Annotated in this window: 16 protein-coding genes; 14 read left to right on the top strand and 2 right to left on the bottom strand. The window is 70.7% G+C overall.

Annotation, left to right across the window (positions count from 1 at the left end):
• The first annotated feature begins 37 nt into the window (after positions 1 to 37).
• The 6 genes from AB0E90_RS30045 to truB all read left to right on the top strand — a co-directional run bounded on the left by AB0E90_RS30045 (position 38) and on the right by truB (position 6,055).
• Positions 38 to 1,060, top strand: coding sequence for an SAM-dependent methyltransferase (locus AB0E90_RS30045; RefSeq protein ID WP_360413094.1), 1,023 nt, complete (start codon positions 38 to 40; stop codon positions 1,058 to 1,060).
• Positions 1,061 to 1,081: 21 nt separating this feature from the next.
• Entirely contained in the window at positions 1,082 to 1,375 is a 294-nt protein-coding gene (locus tag AB0E90_RS30040; RefSeq protein ID WP_360413091.1) for a DUF503 domain-containing protein, read from the top strand.
• Positions 1,376 to 1,484: 109 nt separating this feature from the next.
• The gene (gene rbfA, locus AB0E90_RS30035) at positions 1,485 to 1,949 is read left to right on the top strand and encodes a 30S ribosome-binding factor RbfA (protein WP_360413088.1); all 465 of its coding nucleotides are present in this window, start codon (positions 1,485 to 1,487) and stop codon (positions 1,947 to 1,949) included.
• The gene (locus AB0E90_RS30030; protein ID WP_360413085.1) at positions 1,946 to 2,980 is read left to right on the top strand and encodes a bifunctional oligoribonuclease/PAP phosphatase NrnA; all 1,035 of its coding nucleotides are present in this window, start codon (positions 1,946 to 1,948) and stop codon (positions 2,978 to 2,980) included. Before rbfA ends, AB0E90_RS30030 begins: the two co-directional genes overlap by 4 nt.
• 546 nt (positions 2,981 to 3,526) lie before the next feature.
• On the top strand, positions 3,527 to 4,894 hold the full coding sequence (locus AB0E90_RS30025) for an MATE family efflux transporter (RefSeq protein WP_360413082.1): 1,368 nt from the start codon (positions 3,527 to 3,529) through the stop codon (positions 4,892 to 4,894).
• 279 nt (positions 4,895 to 5,173) lie between these two features.
• Positions 5,174 to 6,055: a tRNA pseudouridine(55) synthase TruB gene (gene truB, locus AB0E90_RS30020; RefSeq protein WP_360413079.1), complete on the top strand. Its 882-nt coding sequence runs from the start codon at positions 5,174 to 5,176 to the stop codon at positions 6,053 to 6,055.
• Between the two features lie 262 nt (positions 6,056 to 6,317).
• Here truB and AB0E90_RS30015 read toward each other — a convergent pair whose 3' ends face one another.
• Together AB0E90_RS30015 and AB0E90_RS30010 are read right to left on the bottom strand one after the other, a co-directional pair.
• The gene (locus AB0E90_RS30015; RefSeq protein ID WP_360413076.1) at positions 6,318 to 6,704 is read right to left on the bottom strand and encodes a response regulator; all 387 of its coding nucleotides are present in this window, start codon (positions 6,702 to 6,704) and stop codon (positions 6,318 to 6,320) included.
• Positions 6,701 to 8,599: an ATP-binding protein gene (locus AB0E90_RS30010; protein ID WP_360413073.1), complete on the bottom strand. Its 1,899-nt coding sequence runs from the start codon at positions 8,597 to 8,599 to the stop codon at positions 6,701 to 6,703. Before AB0E90_RS30010 ends, AB0E90_RS30015 begins: the two co-directional genes overlap by 4 nt.
• Before the next feature lie 75 nt (positions 8,600 to 8,674).
• Between AB0E90_RS30010 and AB0E90_RS30005 the strand changes: the two genes are divergently transcribed.
• From AB0E90_RS30005 to AB0E90_RS29970, 8 genes are all read left to right on the top strand, one after another.
• Complete coding sequence (locus tag AB0E90_RS30005) at positions 8,675 to 9,607, top strand: bifunctional riboflavin kinase/FAD synthetase (RefSeq protein WP_360413070.1); 933 nt, start codon at positions 8,675 to 8,677, stop codon at positions 9,605 to 9,607.
• A 116-nt stretch (positions 9,608 to 9,723) separates the two neighbouring features.
• Positions 9,724 to 9,993: a 30S ribosomal protein S15 gene (gene rpsO, locus AB0E90_RS30000; RefSeq protein ID WP_023561775.1), complete on the top strand. Its 270-nt coding sequence runs from the start codon at positions 9,724 to 9,726 to the stop codon at positions 9,991 to 9,993.
• A gap of 201 nt (positions 9,994 to 10,194) precedes the next feature.
• Complete coding sequence (locus AB0E90_RS29995; protein WP_360413066.1) at positions 10,195 to 12,531, top strand: polyribonucleotide nucleotidyltransferase; 2,337 nt, start codon at positions 10,195 to 10,197, stop codon at positions 12,529 to 12,531.
• Between the two features lie 6 nt (positions 12,532 to 12,537).
• The gene (locus tag AB0E90_RS29990) at positions 12,538 to 13,869 is read left to right on the top strand and encodes a pitrilysin family protein (protein WP_360413063.1); all 1,332 of its coding nucleotides are present in this window, start codon (positions 12,538 to 12,540) and stop codon (positions 13,867 to 13,869) included.
• A gap of 80 nt (positions 13,870 to 13,949) precedes the next feature.
• Positions 13,950 to 14,840, top strand: coding sequence for a phosphatase PAP2 family protein (locus tag AB0E90_RS29985; RefSeq protein WP_360413376.1), 891 nt, complete (start codon positions 13,950 to 13,952; stop codon positions 14,838 to 14,840).
• The gene (gene dapB, locus AB0E90_RS29980; RefSeq protein WP_360413060.1) at positions 14,837 to 15,586 is read left to right on the top strand and encodes a 4-hydroxy-tetrahydrodipicolinate reductase; all 750 of its coding nucleotides are present in this window, start codon (positions 14,837 to 14,839) and stop codon (positions 15,584 to 15,586) included. The genes AB0E90_RS29985 and dapB overlap by 4 nt, the downstream gene beginning before the upstream one ends.
• Positions 15,587 to 15,654: 68 nt before the next feature.
• Complete coding sequence (locus AB0E90_RS29975; protein WP_360413057.1) at positions 15,655 to 16,092, top strand: hypothetical protein; 438 nt, start codon at positions 15,655 to 15,657, stop codon at positions 16,090 to 16,092.
• Complete coding sequence (locus AB0E90_RS29970; RefSeq protein WP_360413054.1) at positions 16,089 to 16,958, top strand: MFS transporter permease; 870 nt, start codon at positions 16,089 to 16,091, stop codon at positions 16,956 to 16,958. Before AB0E90_RS29975 ends, AB0E90_RS29970 begins: the two co-directional genes overlap by 4 nt.
• Positions 16,959 to 17,001 lie beyond the last annotated feature (43 nt).

Raw genomic sequence — 17,001 nt, 5'->3', positions numbered from 1 at the left:
CTCCGGCGCCGGGGGCCTTCCCTGCAAAATGGCACCCATGTCCCGGTACGCCCTGCTGCTCGCGCCCTCCGCCAATCGTGTCTACGCCGACCAGGCCTCGCGGCTCGCCCGCGCCGAACTGGCCGCCTTCCGGCCGGTGGTCTCCTCCGATCTCTCGGACATCGAGGTGTCGTCGCTCGGCGGGGTGGAGTATCTGACCTTCGCCGGCGACCTGACTCCACGCGACATCGCGTACCTGTCGAACCTGTCGTCGGCCTATGCCCTCTTCGAGCGGGTCGAGGACCTGCTGCGGCCGCTCGAGCTCACGCCGCTGGCCCACTACGACAGCGACCTGATCACGATCCCGAAGTACGCCGGCAAGACCAACGAGCAGTTCACCAAGCTCGTCCTCAACCTCACGATCCTGGGCTCGTCGTCGGCCGAGCGGATGCTCGACGGGCAGCTCACCGTGCTCGACCCGCTGTGCGGGCGGGGCACCACCCTCAACCAGGCCGTGATGTACGGCTACGACGGCATCGGGGTGGAGATCGACGGCAAGGATGTCGAGGCGTACAAGCTCTTCCTGCAGACGTACCTCAAAAGGAAGCGCTTGAAGCACACCGCGGATCTCGTCCCGGTGCGCCGCCAGGGGCGGCGTGCCGCCCGGCGGCTCGAAGTGACGATGGCCGCCAGCAAGGACGACCACAAGGCCGGCGCGGTGCAGAAGATCACGGTGATCCAGGCCGACACCACCCAGTTGGACGGGCTGCTGCGCGGCGGCGTCGCCGATCTGCTGGTGGCCGACCTGCCCTACGGCGTGGCCCACGGCAGCTACGACGACCAGGGCGGCATCACCCGCAGCCCGCTCGACCTGCTCGAACGGGCGGTGCCGCACTGGCTCCCGCTGCTGCGGCCGGGCGCCGCGCTGGGCCTGTCCTGGAACGTCAAGGTCGCCAAGCGCGAGCTGGCCGAGGACATCCTGATCGCCAACGGCCTCGAGCTGGTCCCGCACGAGCCGTTCGACCACCGGGTCGACCAGGGCATCGAGCGCGACGTGATTATCGCGCGCAAAGCGAACTGAAAACGTCTAACCTGCTCGCTGATGTTTACCGAAACCGCAGTGTTCGACCTGATCCTGCCCGGCGACTCGCGCACGCTGAAGCAGAAACGCTCCTACGTCCGCCCGATCATCGCGATGCTCAAGAAGTTCGAGGTGAGCGTGGCCGAGGTGGGCTTCCACGATCTGTACGGCCGCGCCCAGATCGGCGTGGCCGCGGTGGCGGCCGAGCCGGCCCAGGCCCGCGCCGTGATCGACACCTGTGAGAATCAGATGGCCGGCCGCCCGGAGCTCGAGCTCCTGTCGGTGAAGCGCCGTCTCTACGGAGATGAGGACTGATCCCGGGCACGCTTGCCGGGACGTTCGGCCGCAACGTGACGTGGGTAGGCTTCAGCAGTTGGGCGGGAGTGGTAGATACCCGCGGGAATTACAGTCGGAGGTGGGCGATATGTCGGACCCGGCCAAGACGCGTCGGCACGCGGAGCGCGTCAAAGAACTGGTGGCGTCGCTGGTGCGTGAGATCAAGGACCCCCGGCTCGGCATGGTGACGATCACGGACGCCCGGATCACCGGCGACCTCCGCGAGGCCACCGTCTACTACACGGTTCTGGGCGACCCGACCGAGCAGGCGGGCACGCAGGCCGCGCTGGAGAGCGCCAAGGGCATGCTGCGCACCCGGGTCGGGCACGCGCTCGGCCTGCGGCACTCGCCGAGCCTGGCGTTCGTGCAGGACAACGTGATGGACCACGCCAAGGAGATGGAAGATCTGCTGGCCGAGGCCAAGTTGCGCGACGAGGAGGTCCAGCGGCTGTCGGCGGGCAAGCAGTACGCCGGCGACCCCGACCCGTACAAGTCCGAGGAAGAGGACGACGAGGACGCCGAACGGGTCGGCGCCCGCGAGGACCTCGGGTGACCACAACCTCGGGAGCACCCGGGGGAGTGACCGAAGCGGAGTGGTCCGCGGCCGCCGAGGCGGTCCGCGGGCTGGCTCCCGGTCCGGCCGGTGACGAGGTCCAGCTGATCTGCCACGTGAACCCGGACGGGGACGCGCTCGGCAGCATGCTGGGCTTCGCCCTGGCCCTGCGCAAGCAGGGGATAACCAACCTGCGAGCGACGTTCGCCGGCGATTTCGAGCTGCCCACGCCGTACCAGGATCTGCCCGGCACCGATCTGCTGGTTCCCGAGCAGGAGGCATTCCACGACCCGGCCCTGGTGATGACGTTCGACGTGGCGGCCGAGTCCCGCCTGGGCGACCTGGTGCGGCTGCTGGCGGCGCCCTGCGTGGTCGTGCTCGACCACCACGCCTCGAACACGAGGTTCGGCCACGTCAACCTGGTCGCGCCGCGGGCGGCGGCCACCTCGGTGGTGGTCGACGCGCTCCTGGGCCGCCTGGGCATCCCGCTCGACCGGGAGATGGCCGAGTGCCTCTACGTGGCGCTGGCCACCGACACCGGTTCGTTCAAGTTCGACATGACCACCCCTGAGGTGCACGAGCTGGCGGCGCGCCTGATCGCGACCGGTATCAGCCCCGGTGACATCTCCCGGCGGATCTTCGACACTCGCCCGTTCGGCGCGATGAAGCTGGCCGGCGAGGTGCTGGAACGCGCGACCCTGGACCGCTCGGCGGCGGCCGGCCGGGGCATGGTCTGGACCTATGCCACCCAGGCCGACCTGGCCCGGCACGACCAGCGGCCGTACATTCTGGACACCCTGATCGACCCGGTCCGCAGCGTCGCCGAGGCCGACGTCGCCGTGGTCATCAAGGAGACCGTGCAGGGCGACTGGTCGGTTTCCCTGCGGAGCAAGGGCGCGGTGGATGTGAGCCGGGTGGCGGTGGCGCTGGGCGGTGGCGGGCACCGGCTGGCCGCGGGCTTCACCGGCCATGGAACCCCGCAGGAGGTGGCCGCCACGGTGATGGCCCACCTGGACGCCAACCTCATCTGAGAGTTCGACCCTAGCCGCTCGCTTACCTTGAGTAAGCGAGCGGTTGCTTATTGTCACGTTCTTGAGGCTTCCCTTGATGTGCTGACGCGCGGGTTGTTTTCGCACGTGGGGCGACCTCGGGAGCTGTCGGATCAACGTCGCTTGTCCCAAACACCGGGAACAGCCCACCAATCTGCGGACCTGAACGATAGTTTGGTCCTTAACGGTGATTTGGTTTTGCTCGGCCGTGACACCACCAGTCGATGCAAGACCTCGAGCCACCCGCGTCCACCGACGGGGGTCGCGTCATCTCGCGCCAAGCGTCCGGCGACCCCGGACCGGCCACGTGACGCTCCGCTCGACCATTCCGGGCGCGTGCTGTCGAGCCGCGCCCCACCCACCGTGGAGGAACCACGATCATGGCCGCTAAGCCGAAGCCCCAGCCCACCGACGAAGCCCGCGAGCAGGCGCGCCGCGCTCTGCAGACCTCGCTGGACACGCGCCAGTAGTTGGTAAGCACTCAACTGCATTGCACTCATTACGCTCGGGCGGGCATCATGGTTGTTCATGAGCCCGCCTGCCCGGCCTGCCCCTCAGCCACCTGAGTCTGCCGCCGACCCGACGCCTGCCGCCGACGCGACGCCTGCTTCGGCTCGCGGCATCGCGCAGCTTGCGCTGCCGGCGTTGGTGGTGCTCGCGGCCGAGCCGCTCTACGTTCTCGTCGACACGGCCGTCGTCGGGCACCTCGGCCGGGTGCCGCTCGCTGCCGTCGCGGTCAGTGGGACCGTCATGTCCCTGGCGGCGTGGTTCGGCAACCTCATGGCCTATGGCACCACCGGCCGCGCGGCCCGCCGATTCGGCGCCGGCGACCGGGGCGCGGCCGTTGCCGAGGGTGTTCAGGCGTCCTGGCTGGCGCTCGCGGTCGGCGTACTCCTGATGGCTCTCGCCCAAGTCGGCGCCGGACCGCTCGCCTCCGTTCTCGCCGGTGACCCGGATACCGCGCATGCCGCGGCCGGCTGGCTGCGGATCGCCTCGCTCGGCGCGCCCGGCCTCCTCCTCGCCGCCGCCGGGAACGGCTGGATGCGCGGCGTGCAGGACACCCGGCGGCCGTTGCTCTTCGTGCTCGGCGCCAACGTGCTCTCCGCGATCCTCTGCCCGCTGCTGGTCTATCCGGCCGGCTGGGGCCTGGCCGGGTCGGCCGTCGCGAATGTGGTCGCGCAGAGTGTTTCCGGTGGCTGCTTCCTGGTGGCGCTGGTCCGGCAGACCCGGGATCTCCGCCCCCGGCCGAAGATCATCGTGCAGCAGCTGACGCTCGGCCGGGATCTGCTGATCCGCGGGGCCGCGTTCCAGGCATGCTTCCTCTCCGCGACCGCGGTGGCGTCACGCTTCGGAGTGGCCGCGGTCGGCGCGCACCAGATCGCGTTGCAGCTGTGGTTCTTCAGCGCACTCGCCCTCGACGCGGTGGCGATCGCGGCGCAGTCGCTGGTCGGGGCGGCTCTGGGCGGCGGCGACGCGGACGGCGCCCGGGACGTCGCCCGCCGGGTGACGATCGCCGGCGGGATCGCCGGCGTCGGGTTCGCGGTGCTGGCGGCGGCCGGGGCCGGGGTGGTGCCCGGCTGGTTCACCGCCGACCAGACCGTGCACGAGCAGGCAGCGATCGTGTGGCCGTGGTTCGTCGGCCTGATGCCGTTCGCCGGCGTGGTCTATGCCCTGGACGGCGTGCTGATCGGCGCCGGGGACATCCGCTACCTGCGAAATCTCACGCTGGCGTCGGCGCTGCTCGGCTTCCTCCCGGCGATCTGGCTGGCCTACTGGCTCGACCTCGGCCTCGGCGGCGTGTGGGCCGGCCTGGGCCTGTTCATCCTGGTCCGCTTCGTGACCACGGTCTGGCGCTGGCGCTCCGGCGGCTGGGCGGTCCTCGGCGCCACCCGCTGAGCTGAGCTGTCGCCCGGGGGCTTGCACGACGCGCCTGGGGCGAGACGCCTGGAGTGGGGGCACACCTGGAGTGGGGGCACGGCTGGGGTGGGGCACGGCTGGGGTGGGGCACGGCTGGGGGTGGGGGCACGGCTGGGGTGGGGGCACGGCTGGGGTGGCGCGCCTGGGGTGGGGTGGGGCCCCCGGGGTGGGGCATGGCTGCGGTGCGGGTGTCGCTCGGCGTGGGTGTTGTGCTGAGGCGATGCGTGGGTTGGGGGGTGGCGGCCCTAAGGTGGTCGGGTGAGTGCGGACGGGCTGATCGTGGTGGACAAGCCGGCGGGGATGACCTCGCACGATGTGGTGGCGCGGATTCGGCGGCTGGCCAAGACGCGCCGGGTCGGGCACGGCGGCACGCTCGACCCGATGGCCACCGGGGTGCTGATCATCGGGGTCAACCGGGCCACCCGGCTGCTCACCTATGTGATCGGGTCGGGCAAGAGCTATGCCGCGACGATCCGGCTCGGGCAGTCGACGATCACCGACGACGCGGAGGGCGACGTCACGGCCACCGTTTCGGCGGCCGGTGTCGCCGATGCCGACATCCAGGCGGGCCTGGCGGCCCAGCGGGGCGAGATCGATCAGGTGCCGAGCGCGGTGAGCGCTATCAAGATCAACGGCGAGAGGGCCTACAAGCGGGTACGCGACGGGGAAGCCGTCGAGATCCCGGCCCGTCGCGTGACCGTCTCGCGGCTGGACGTGCTCGACATCCGGCGGGCCGGTGACCTGGTCGACGTGGACATCGACGTGGACTGCTCGTCCGGCACCTACATCCGGGCGATCGCCCGGGACCTGGGCACGACGCTCGGGGTCGGGGGGCATCTGACCGCGCTGCGCCGCACCGCCGTCGGCGGGCTGACCCTGGCCGAGGCGCACACCCTCGAGGAGCTGGAGGCCAAGGCGCCCGACGTGGTTGGCCTCTCCATGGCCGACGCGGCTCGCCAGGCGTTCCCGCAGCGCACGGCCGACCCGGAGGAGGCGCGGGTGCTGAGCCACGGCGGTCCGCTGACCCCGGTCGGCATCGACGGCCCCTACGCGGTGTTCGGCCCGGACGGCGACGTGCTGGCGATCGTCTCGGAGCGCGAGGGCCGCGCCCGCGCCGAGATCGTGCTGGCCCCGGCGTAACGAGCAGCCCGCCCGTCAAGCGCGGCGGGTCGGCGGGCGCAGCGGGTCGTCAAGCGCAGCGGGTCGTCAAGCGCGGCGGGTCGTAAAGCGCGGCGGGTCGGCGGGCGGGGCGGGTCGTCAAGCGCGGCGGGTCGTCAAGCACAGCGGGTCGTCAAGCACAGCGGGTCGTAAAGCGCGGCGGGTCGGCGGGCGGGGCGGGTCGTCAAGCGCAGCGGGTCGTAAAGCGCAGCGTGCGGCGGGCGCGGCGTGCGCAGCGGTTCGGTCAGGAGAGATGGCGGGCGACTGTGGCTACCAGGTCGGCGGCGGCGTAGGGCTTGTCCAGGAAGTCGTCGCAGCCGGCCTCGATCGCGGCCGCCCGGTCCTGCGGCAGGACGCTGGCGGTGACCGCCACGACGGTGGGGCGCTTGCCGGGCGGCAGCAGGCCGGCGGCCAGCTCCCGGGCCAGGTTCAGGCCGTTGCCGTCGGGCAGGTTCATGTCCAGCAGGATCAGGTCGATGTCGTCGGTGCGCAGGCGTTCGCGCGCCGCGGCGAGGCTGGTCGCGTCGAGCACCGTGGCGTCGCGGACCGTCTCGTCGCCGGCCCGCGACAGCACCGCCTTGACCAGGGTGCGGTTCAGTTCCTCGTCCTCGACCAGGAGGATGGTGCTCACGGTCGGCTCCTTCCGGCCAGGGGTGCGCGGGTGGTGGGATGCGGTGCGGGCAGCTCGATCTCGGCCGGCAACCGCACGGTGAAGGTGCTGCCGGCGCCGATCTCCGACTCCAGCCGGATCTCGCCGTCGTGCGCCTCGACCAGGCGTTTGGTCAGGGCCAGGCCGAGCCCGGTGCCGGCTCGCTGGCGATCGGGGTCGCCGACCTGCTGGAACTCCTCGAACACCCGCTCCTGATCGGGGGCGGCGATCCCGACTCCGGTGTCGGCTACCGACACGTACACCTGCTCGCCGGCCTGCTGCGCGGTGACCGTGACCGAACCGCCGGGCTCGGTGAATTTGATCGCGTTGGACAGCAGGTTCTCGATGATCTGGCGGAAGCGCACCCGGTCGGCCAGCGCGGTGACCTCGGGGAGGTCGGTACGCACGGTGATGTTCTTCGTGGTGAACAGCGGGGACAGGCCGGTGAGCAGTTCGGTGATCGCGGTGTCGATGCGCAGCGGAGCCGGTCGCAACTCCAGGTGGCCGGCCTCGATCTTGGCGAGGTCGAGGATGTCGTTGATCAGGCCGAGGAGGTGCCGGCCGCTGGTGTGGATGTGGTCGACCCACTCGGCCGGCACGCGGCGGCGGTCGCCCTCCGGTTCCTCGACGCGCATCAGGTCGCTGAACCCGATGATCGCGTTGAGCGGGGTGCGCAGCTCGTGGCTCATGTTCGCGAGGAACGCGCTCTTCGCCTGGTTCGCGCTGGTCAGGGCGTCGACCGAGGCGCTCAGCTCGGTGGTCAGGCGCCGTTGCGCGTCCATCACCGCCTGGCGTTCGGCGAGGATGCCGGCCTGGCCGCCGAGCGCTGCCAGCAGGCGCAGGTCGTCGTCGCGGAACAGGGTGCGGTGCCGGTTGAACAGCAGGACGGCGCCGTCGACGTCGGGTGGGACCGGCATCGCGAGCACCGTGACGTAGTCGTCGCCGAGGTGGTCGCCGTAGTGCGCGACCAGGGCGGGCGTGCCCTCGCGCAGGCGGGCCGGGCGGCCGGCCCGGACCAGCGCGGTGACGTCTGCCGCGTCGACCTGGATGACTTCGGGCAGGGGCGGGCCTGCGTAGGCGGACTGGGCGAGCTGCCCGTCCGGCCGGGGCATCAGGACGGCCACCGCCTCGGCGCCGGTCTGCTCGCGCATGATCTCGGCGTACATCTGCCAGACCTGCGCCGGTGATTGGACCGGCGCGCGCAGCAGTTGTTCGGTGACGTGCCACGCGGCGCTGGTCGAGAACATCCGCCGCAGCCAGCGCGACGGCATGAACGCGACCAGGTAGCCGAGGCCGCTGAGCAGGGCCAGGATTCGGCTTGCGGCGGTCAGCTCGGCCCCGTGCAGGGCGCCCAGCGCGACGAAGACGATCATCCCGGCGAAGGTGAGGGTGGCGCCGGACGCGATGGCCAGCCGGGCCCGGTTGGCACCGGTCCGGGTTCGTGCCTTGCCCCAGAGCAGGGTGGCGGCGACCACCTCGCTGAGGCTGAAGCCGAGCGTCAGCACGGCCAGCCCGCCCGGGTTCAGTGGGCGCGGCGCCAGCAACAGGGCCACGGCCAGGCCGACGTACGCGATGAGCACCACTCGGTCGAGCCACCGCGGCACCGCCCGCAGCCGTGCCGCCAGCCGCACCGTCAGGTAGGGCTGGGCGAGCAGCACGGTGGTCGTGGCGAGGCTTACCCACATCGGCAGCGTTCCGCCGTTGATCCGGCGGGCGATGTCCACCCCGAAGAAAACGGTGCAGGGGAGGAACACGAGGGTGACGCTGCCCTGGAGCGAATCGCGGCGCAGGAGGTAGCCGCCGAGCGCGCGCAGGAACAGCACAGCGAAGGTGAACTCCGCCGCGACCAGGACGAGCACGCTCCACTCGACGCTCATATCGGTGCTAATCGTAGCGTTTCGGTCGGTTAGTAAGACCGATACGCTGTCCCCGACCGAACGAGCGGAGGCGACATGCAGCGGTGGCGGGGCTTCGAGTCGGTGCCCGGTGGCTGGGGCCGGTCGGTGGTCACGATCGGCGTCTTCGACGGCGTGCACCGCGGCCACCAGGCGATCATCGGCCACGCCGTGAAGCGGGCCCGCGATCTCGGCCTGCAGTCGGTGGTGATGACCTTCGACCCGCACCCGGCCGAGGTGGTGCGCCCGGGCTCGCACCCGGCGGTGCTCACCGAGCCGGTGCGCAAGGCCGAGCTCATCGAGCAGCTCGGCGTCGACGCGCTCTGCGTGGTGCCGTTCACCCCGGCCTTCTCCCAGCTGCCGCCCGAGGCGTTCGTCCACGACGTGCTGGTCGAGGCGCTGCACGCGGCGGTCGTGGTGGTCGGCGACAACTTCCGGTTCGGGCATCGCGCGGCCGGTGACGTGGGGTTGCTGGAGCGGCTCGGGCGTTCGTTCGGCTTCACGGTCGAGGAAGCACCCCTGGTCGCCGCGGACGGGCTGGTGTTCTCCTCGACGTACATCCGCAGCTGCATCGACGCCGGGGATGTGCATGCCGCCGCCGCCGCGCTCGGCCGGCCGCACCGCTTGGCCGGCGTGGTTGTCCGCGGTGACCAGCGCGGCCGCGAGATCGGCTTCCCGACCGCCAACCTGATGACGCACCGCTACGCGGCGGTCCCGGACGACGGGGTCTATGCCGCCTGGCTGATCCGCGCGGGCGAGCACGCGGGACGGCACATGGCGAGCGTGTCGATCGGCACCAACCCCACGTTCTCCGGGCGGGAGCGGCGGGTGGAGGCCTACGTTCTCGACTTCGCCGGCGACCTCTACGGCGAGCGGGTCAGCCTCGATTTCGTCGGGCACCTGCGCGAACAGCGGGTCTATGACGGCATCGAGCCGCTGGTCGCCCAGATCCGCCAGGACGTGGAAGAGACCCGCGCGTTGCTTCGCTGACCCCCTGGTAGGGTTGACACGACGTTGGGTGTCACCAACGACCGGTCCCGCCTGCCTGCCCGACGCCGCGGGCCGCGGGGAAACCGATTCACCGGCAACACAGAATTTCGGAGAACATGGCGCTCGATCAAGAGACCAAGACCAAGATCATGACTGAGTACGCGACCCTCGAGGGCGACACTGGTTCGCCCGAGGTGCAGGTCGCGATGCTGACCAAGCGGATCGCCGACCTCACCGAGCACCTCAAGGTGCACAAGCACGACCACCACAGCCGGCGTGGCCTGCTGCTGCTGGTCGGTCGCCGCCGCCGCCTGCTCAACTACGTGCAGAAGAAGGACATCGCGCGCTACCGGACGCTGATCGAGCGTCTCGGCCTGCGCCGATAGCCTGACAGGGGGAGTGGCCCATCGGCCGCTCCCCCTAGCTTTAACCCACGGACCCGCGCGGTTCGCAGGCCAAGACAGACACCGGTCCTCGGTAGTGGTTCCCAGGCTCAACATCCTGGGCACTTCGATCGAAGACCGGCCCGCCTGAAACACCGCGCTGTGTAGACCGCCGGGTCCTCGACGAAGGAGTACCGCAACAACATGACAGAGCAGAACGCTCTCGGAACAGAGACTCGCACCGCGATCATCGACAACGGTGATTTCGGTACGCGGGAGATCACGTTCTCCACCGGCCGCCTGGCCAAGCAGGCCGCCGGTTCGGTCATCGTCCAGCTGGGCGAGACCGTGGTCCTCTCCGCGACCACCGCCAGCAAGGCTCCCAAGGAGCACTTCGACTTCTTCCCGCTGACGGTCGACGTCGAGGAGCGGATGTACGCGGCCGGCCGCATCCCCGGCTCGTTCTTCCGCCGCGAGGGTCGCCCCAGTGAGGACGCCATCCTCACCTGCCGCCTGATCGACCGGCCGCTGCGCCCGTCGTTCACCAAGGGTCTGCGCAACGAGGTCCAGGTCGTCGAGACCGTCCTCGCGCTCGACCCGCAGCACCCGTACGACGTCGTCGCCATGAACGGCGCCTCGATGTCGACCAAGCTCTCCGGCCTGCCGTTCAGCGGTCCGGTCGGTTCGACCCGGGTCGCTCACGTCGAGGGCCAGTGGGTCGCGTTCCCGACCCTCGAGGAGCTCGAGCGGGCCACCTTCGACATGGTGGTCGCCGGTCGCGTCCTCGCCGACGGCGACGTCGCGATCATGATGGTCGAGGCCGAGGCCACCCCGCACGCGATCAAGCTGATCCAGGCCGGCGCGGTCGCGCCGACCGAGGAGGTCGTCGCGAGCGGTCTCGAGGCCGCCAAGCCGGCCATTCGCGAGCTGTGCCGCGCGCAGAGCGAGCTGGCCGAGATCGCCGCCAAGCCGGTCGCCGACTACCCGGTCTTCCTGGACTACCAGGACGACGTCTTCGCCGCCGTGGCCGACAGCCTGCGCGGGGAGACCGCCGAGGCGCTGACCATCTCCGGCAAGGCCGAGCGCGAGGAAGCCCTCGACCGCATCAAGGCCAAGGCGCACGAGACGCTCGACGCCCAGTTCGAGGGTCGCGAGAAGGAGATCAGCGCCGCGTTCCGGTCGCTGACCAAGTCCGAGGTCCGCAACCGGGTGCTGCGCGAGCAGATCCGTATCGACGGCCGCGGCCCGCGCGACATCCGCCCGCTGTCCGCTCAGGTCGGCGTGCTGCCGCGGGTGCACGGCTCGGCGCTGTTCGAGCGGGGCGAGACCCAGATCCTGGGCGTCACCACGCTGAACATGCTCCGCCTGGAGCAGTCGCTGGACACCCTGGCGCCGGAGAAGTCCAAGCGCTACATGCACAACTACAACTTCCCGCCGTACTCGACCGGTGAGACCGGCCGGGTCGGCTCGCCGAAGCGCCGCGAGATCGGCCACGGCGCGCTCGCCGAGCGGGCGCTCGTGCCGGTGCTGCCGTCGCGCGAGGAGTTCCCCTACGCGATCCGCCAGGTCTCCGAGGCGCTGAGCTCGAACGGCTCGACGTCGATGGGCTCGGTCTGCGCCTCGACGCTCGCGCTGCTCTCCGCCGGTGTGCCGCTGAAGGCGCCGGTCGCCGGCATCGCGATGGGCCTGATCTCGGACGAGGTCGACGGCAAGACGCAGTACGTCGCGCTGACCGACATCCTGGGCGCCGAGGACGCGTTCGGTGACATGGACTTCAAGGTCGCCGGCACCAGCGAGTTCGTCACCGCCCTGCAGCTGGACACCAAGCTCGACGGCATCCCGTCGGACGTGCTGGCCGGTGCCCTGCAGCAGGCGCACGAGGCTCGCGCGACGATCCTCGGGGTCATGGAGGCGGCGATCAACGCGCCGGCCGAGATGAGCGAGTACGCCCCGCGCGTCACCACCGTGAAGATCCCGGTCGACAAGATCGGCATGGTGATCGGCCCCAAGGGCCAGACGATCAACGCGATCCAGGACGAGACCGGCGCCGACATCTCGATCGAGGATGACGGCACGATCTACGTCGGCGCGACCAACGGCCCGTCGGCCGAGGCCGCGGTCGAGCGGATCAACGCGATCGCCAACCCGACGATGCCGAAGTCCGGCGACAAGTTCCTCGGCACCGTGGTGAAGACGGCAGCATTCGGCGCCTTCATCTCGCTGCTGCCGGGCCGCGACGGCCTGCTGCACATCTCCAAGGTGGGCGACGGCAAGCGGGTCGACAAGGTCGAGGACTTCCTCAACGTCGGCGACAAGGTCGAGGTGCAGATCGCGGACATCGACGCCCGCGGCAAGATCTACCTCGACAAGGTCCGCCCGGAGGGCGCAGAGGCCCCGGCTCCGGCCGAGGGTGAGGCTCCGCGTGAGTCCCGCCCGCCGCGTGACGACCGTGGCCCGCGCCGGGACGGTGACGGTGGCGGCGAGCCCCGGCGCCGGCGGCAGCGGCCCACTGGTGACCGCGGCAGCGCCCCCCGCGAGTAATCACACGTGACAGCGAGTTCCCGCGGGCCGGCCGGAAGGCCGGCCCGCGTTCTAACCAGGACCCTGCAGGACACCGTGAAGCGCACGGTTCTGCCCAGCGGTCTGCGCATCGTCACCGAAGCCATCCCCGGCACCCGCAGCGCCTCGCTCGGCGTCTGGGTCGGCATCGGCTCCCGGGACGAGACGCCGGGCATGTCCGGCGCCTCCCACTTCCTCGAACACCTGCTGTTCAAGGGCACCCACAAGCGCACGGCGCTGCAGATCTCGGCCGAGATCGAAGCCGTCGGCGGCGAGACCAACGCCTTCACCACGAAGGAATACACCTGCTACTACGCGCGGGTGCTGGACGCTGATCTGCCACTCGCGGTCGACGTGCTCTGCGACGCGGTGGCCGACTCGATCCTCGAACCGGCCGACGTCGAGATCGAGCGGGGCGTGATCCTCGAAGAGATCGCCATGCACGAGGACGAGCCCGGCGACGAGGTGCACGACATCTTCACCGAGGCGATCTTCGGGGACCACCCGCTGGGCCGGCTCATCTCGGGGACCGAGGAATCGATCACCCCGATGACGCGCACCCAGATCAACGGGTTCTACCGGCGGCGCTACACCCCGCCGCAGATCGTGATCGCGGCCGCCGGCAACCTCGACCACGCGACCGTGGTGCGCCTGGTGCGCAAGGCGTTCGCCGGCACCGTGTTCGACGGCACCCAGGCCGAGCCGGCCGCGCCGCGCACCGGCACGAAACGGGTGCGCTTCCAGAAGCCGCACACGGTCGTGCGCAACCGGGACACCGAGCAGGCACACGTGGTGCTGGGCGGGGTCGGCATCGGCCGGCGCGACGAGCGCCGGTTCGCCCTCGGCGTGCTCAACAATGTGCTCGGCGGGGGCATGTCCAGCCGCCTCTTCCAGGAGATCCGGGAGAAGCGGGGCCTCGCCTACTCGGTCTACTCGTACTCCTCGCAGTACGCCGATGCCGGCCTGTTCGGCGTCTACGCCGGCTGTGCGCCCGGCAAGGTCGAGGAGGTCCTCGATCTGGCCCGCACGGAACTCGCGCGGGTGGCGGCCGACGGACTCACCGACGAGGAGATCGCCCGGGGCAAGGGCATGGTCAAGGGTTCGTACGTGCTGGGCCTGGAGGATTCGGGCTCGCGGATGAGCCGGCTGGCCAAGTCGGAACTGCTCTACGGCGACTGGATCAGCGTGGACGATCTGCTCGGCCGGGTGGACGCGGTGACCAAGGAGGAGGTCGACGCGATCGCCGCCGAGCTGCTCGGTCAGCCGATGTCGCTGGCCGTGGTGGGACCGTTCGACGAGGCCCAGTTCACCCACAGCTAACCTTGGACCCCGTGACGACGCTGGAGACACCGCCCGAGACCGCCGCCACCCCTGATCGGCGTCGCCGCCGCATCATCGGGATGGCCGTCTGGGCGGTGGCCTTCGCCCTGTTCGTGGCGTTCGTCGGGGTGCCGACCAGTGACCCGCTCACCGCGTTCGGCTGGCTGTGGCTGGCCACCATCGCGTGGCGCAACTACCAGCCGTGGCGCACCCATCTGGTGTTCCTGCGCGACTGGCTGCCGGTCATCCTGCTGCTGGTCTTCTACAACGTGTCCCGCGGCGCCGCCGACAAGCTCTTCGACCCGCACGTGCATTTCATGATCCACGCGGACGAGGACATGTTCGGCTGGCTCACCGGCGGCCGCATCCCGACCATCTGGCTCCAGCAGCATCTGTACGAGCCCGGCCACGTGCAGTGGTGGGAAATCGTGGTCACGCTCGTCTACGTCTCGCACTTCCTGACCGTGCCGACCGTGGCGGTGGTGCTGTGGCTGCGCAACCGGGAAATGTCCTACCGCTTCATGCGCCGGTGGATCACGCTGAGCCTGGCCGGCCTGGTCACCTACTTCCTCTACCCGGCCGCGCCGCCGTGGTGGGCGTGGGAGCACGGCGCGCTCACCGAGCAGGTGCAGCGCATCTCGTCGAACGGCTTCACCGCGCTCGGCCTGCACAGCGCCGGCAACACCCTGAACGCGCTGCAGGCCGATCAGTCCAATCCGGTCGCCGCGATGCCGTCACTGCACACGGCGTACGCGATGATGGCCGTCTCCTTCTTCCTGCCGATGATCCGCCGGCGCTGGTGGCCGCTGCTGCTGGCCTATCCGCTCGCGATGACGTTCACGCTGGTCTACACGGGTGAGCACTACGTGACCGACGTGCTGGTCGGCTGGTTGTACGTGGGCGGGGTCTTCATCGGCGTCGGGTGGGCCGAACGCTGGTGGGCGCAGCGCAAAGGTAGGTTGTCGGAGTGACTGATCCGATCCGGGTGGGCGTTCTCGGTGCCCGCGGCCGCATGGGCCTCGAGGTGTGCAAGGCGGTCGACGGCGCCGCCGACATGGCCCTGGTCGCGATGGTCGACCAGGGCGACGTGCTGTTCAGCATGGAAGACGCCCGCGCGCAGGTGGTGGTCGACTTCACCACCCCCGACGTGGTCATGGACAACCTGCGCTGGGCGATCGACCACGGCATCAGCGCCGTCGTCGGCACCACCGGCTTCACCGAGTCGCGGCTCGACCAGGTGCGTTCCTGGCTTGCCGAGAAGCCCGGGGCCGGCGTGCTGATCGCGCCCAACTTCGGCATCGCGGCGGTGCTGATGATGCAGTTCGCGGCCAAGGCGGCTCGCTATTTCGAGTCGGCCGAGATCATCGAGCAGCACCACCCACGCAAGCTCGACGCGCCCAGCGGCACCGCCACCCGCACCGCCCAGCTGATGGCCGCGGCCCGCGCCGAGGCCGGTCTCGGCCCGATGCCGGACGCGACGAAGGAAGAGGTCGACGGCGCCCGCGGGGCGAGCATCGACGGCATCCGGGTGCACGCGGTGCGCGCGGCCGGCCTGCTGGCTCACCAGGAGGTGCTGTTCGGCACCGACGGCGAGCTGCTCACCATCCGGCACGACTCGCTCGACCGGATCTCGTTCATGCCGGGCGTCCTGCTCGCGGTCCGCCACGTGCGCAGCCTCCCGGGCCTGACGATCGGCATCGACTCGCTCCTCGACTGAGCCCGGCCTCGACTGAGCCCGGCCTCGACTGAGCCCGGCCTCGACGGCGGGCGGTAAGTTGTCCGGCGATGGAAGAGATGACTGCTCGCGGCCGGTGGATCCGGGTCGCGGCCACCGTGATCTGCGGGGTTCTGCTGCTCGGCGGCACGCTGTTCGGGGTGGATGACGACTTTCCGTTCGGGCCCTTCCGGATGTATTCGACCGCCCCGGACCCGAACGGCGACGCCAAGGACACCCGGGTCGAGGGCACCGACGTCCAGGGCCGCACGGTGCAGATCACCGAGGACAACTCCGGCATCCGCCGGGCCGAGATCGAGGGCCAGGAGCAGGCGTACGTCGCCACGCCGTCCCGTCTCAGCGAGGTCGCCGCGGCCTACGCGGAGCACTCGCCGGCCGCCACCCCGCTGACGTCGGTGCGGATCGTCGTGCGGTGGGTCGGCATCAAGCACGCCCGGCCGACCGGCACCTCCCGCGACGAGGTCATCGCCGAATGGACCCGGCCATGAGGTGGCTCTTCGCACCGGTGCCGCTGGGCCGGATCGCCGCGTTCCGCACCGTGGTCTACGTCTTCGTCGCCCTGGACCTGGTCGTCTTCACGCCGTGGGTGCGCTCGCACGCGAACACCCCGGCCGAGCTCTACCAACCGCTGCGGGTCGGCCGTCTGCTGCACCTGCCCACGCCGACCGCCCTGATCGTGCACACCGTGTTCTGGGCGCTGATCGTGCTCGCCCTGGCCGCCGCCACCGGGCGGGCGCCGCGGCTGCTGGGCTGGCTGGTCTTCGCGCTCTACTTCGAGTGGATGATCATCGCGATGAGCTACGGCAAGGTCGACCACGACCGGGTCGGGCTGCTGGTGGCGCTCGCGGTCCTGCCGACGATCGGGCGGGCGCGGCACGGCGACCAGACGATGTCGGCAGCCGGCGGCTGGGCGTTGCGGGTCACCCAGATCGCGGTCGTCTGCACGTACTTCCTGTCCTCATGGGCGAAGATCCGCTTCGGCGGCGCGGACTGGCCGACCAGCGCGGTGCTGGCCCAGGCGATCGTCCGGCGCGGCACGTGGCTGGCCGACCAGATCGCCGTGGTGCCCGGCCTGCTGATCGCCGCCCAGTTCGGCATCATGGCGTTCGAGCTGCTCAGCCCACTGATCTTCGTGGTGCCACAGCGCCGGCGCCCGGCGGCGGTGGCGTTCTTCTACTCGTTCCACGTGATGACGTTCGCGACCATCACCATCTCGTTCGCCCCGCACCTGGTCGCGATGACCAGCTTCCTGCCGCTGGAGAGGGTGCGCCCGATCGAGTGGACCCGCCGCCGCCTCGGCCGCACGCCGGCCCCGGCCGTGCCGGACCGCCCGGCGGTGGCGCGCGGAGGGTGAGTTGCACCCGGCCGGACCGAGAACCAGGGGACCGGTCGGCCCG

This window comes from Actinoplanes sp. NPDC026619, from assembly GCF_040638295.1.
GTDB lineage: Bacteria > Actinomycetota > Actinomycetes > Mycobacteriales > Micromonosporaceae > Actinoplanes.
Note: the sequence above shows the minus strand (reverse complement) of the source record. Positions and strands in the feature narration are given on the sequence as shown.

Excerpts from the sequence above, each read along its gene's own strand:
- AB0E90_RS30040 (WP_360413091.1), top strand. The coding sequence starts at position 1,082 with ATGTTTACCGAAACCGCAGTGTTCGACCTGATCCTGCCCGGCGACTCG.
- AB0E90_RS29975 (WP_360413057.1), top strand. The coding sequence starts at position 15,655 with ATGGAAGAGATGACTGCTCGCGGCCGGTGGATCCGGGTCGCGGCCACC.
- AB0E90_RS30005 (WP_360413070.1), top strand. The coding sequence starts at position 8,675 with ATGCAGCGGTGGCGGGGCTTCGAGTCGGTGCCCGGTGGCTGGGGCCGG.
- AB0E90_RS29970 (WP_360413054.1), top strand. The coding sequence starts at position 16,089 with ATGAGGTGGCTCTTCGCACCGGTGCCGCTGGGCCGGATCGCCGCGTTC.
- AB0E90_RS30010 (WP_360413073.1), bottom strand. The coding sequence starts at position 8,599 with ATGAGCGTCGAGTGGAGCGTGCTCGTCCTGGTCGCGGCGGAGTTCACC.
- AB0E90_RS29985 (WP_360413376.1), top strand. The coding sequence starts at position 13,950 with ATGGCCGTCTGGGCGGTGGCCTTCGCCCTGTTCGTGGCGTTCGTCGGG.
- AB0E90_RS29995 (WP_360413066.1), top strand. The coding sequence starts at position 10,195 with ATGACAGAGCAGAACGCTCTCGGAACAGAGACTCGCACCGCGATCATC.
- AB0E90_RS30045 (WP_360413094.1), top strand. The coding sequence starts at position 38 with ATGTCCCGGTACGCCCTGCTGCTCGCGCCCTCCGCCAATCGTGTCTAC.
- rbfA (WP_360413088.1), top strand. The coding sequence starts at position 1,485 with ATGTCGGACCCGGCCAAGACGCGTCGGCACGCGGAGCGCGTCAAAGAA.
- AB0E90_RS30025 (WP_360413082.1), top strand. The coding sequence starts at position 3,527 with ATGAGCCCGCCTGCCCGGCCTGCCCCTCAGCCACCTGAGTCTGCCGCC.
- rpsO (WP_023561775.1), top strand. The coding sequence starts at position 9,724 with ATGGCGCTCGATCAAGAGACCAAGACCAAGATCATGACTGAGTACGCG.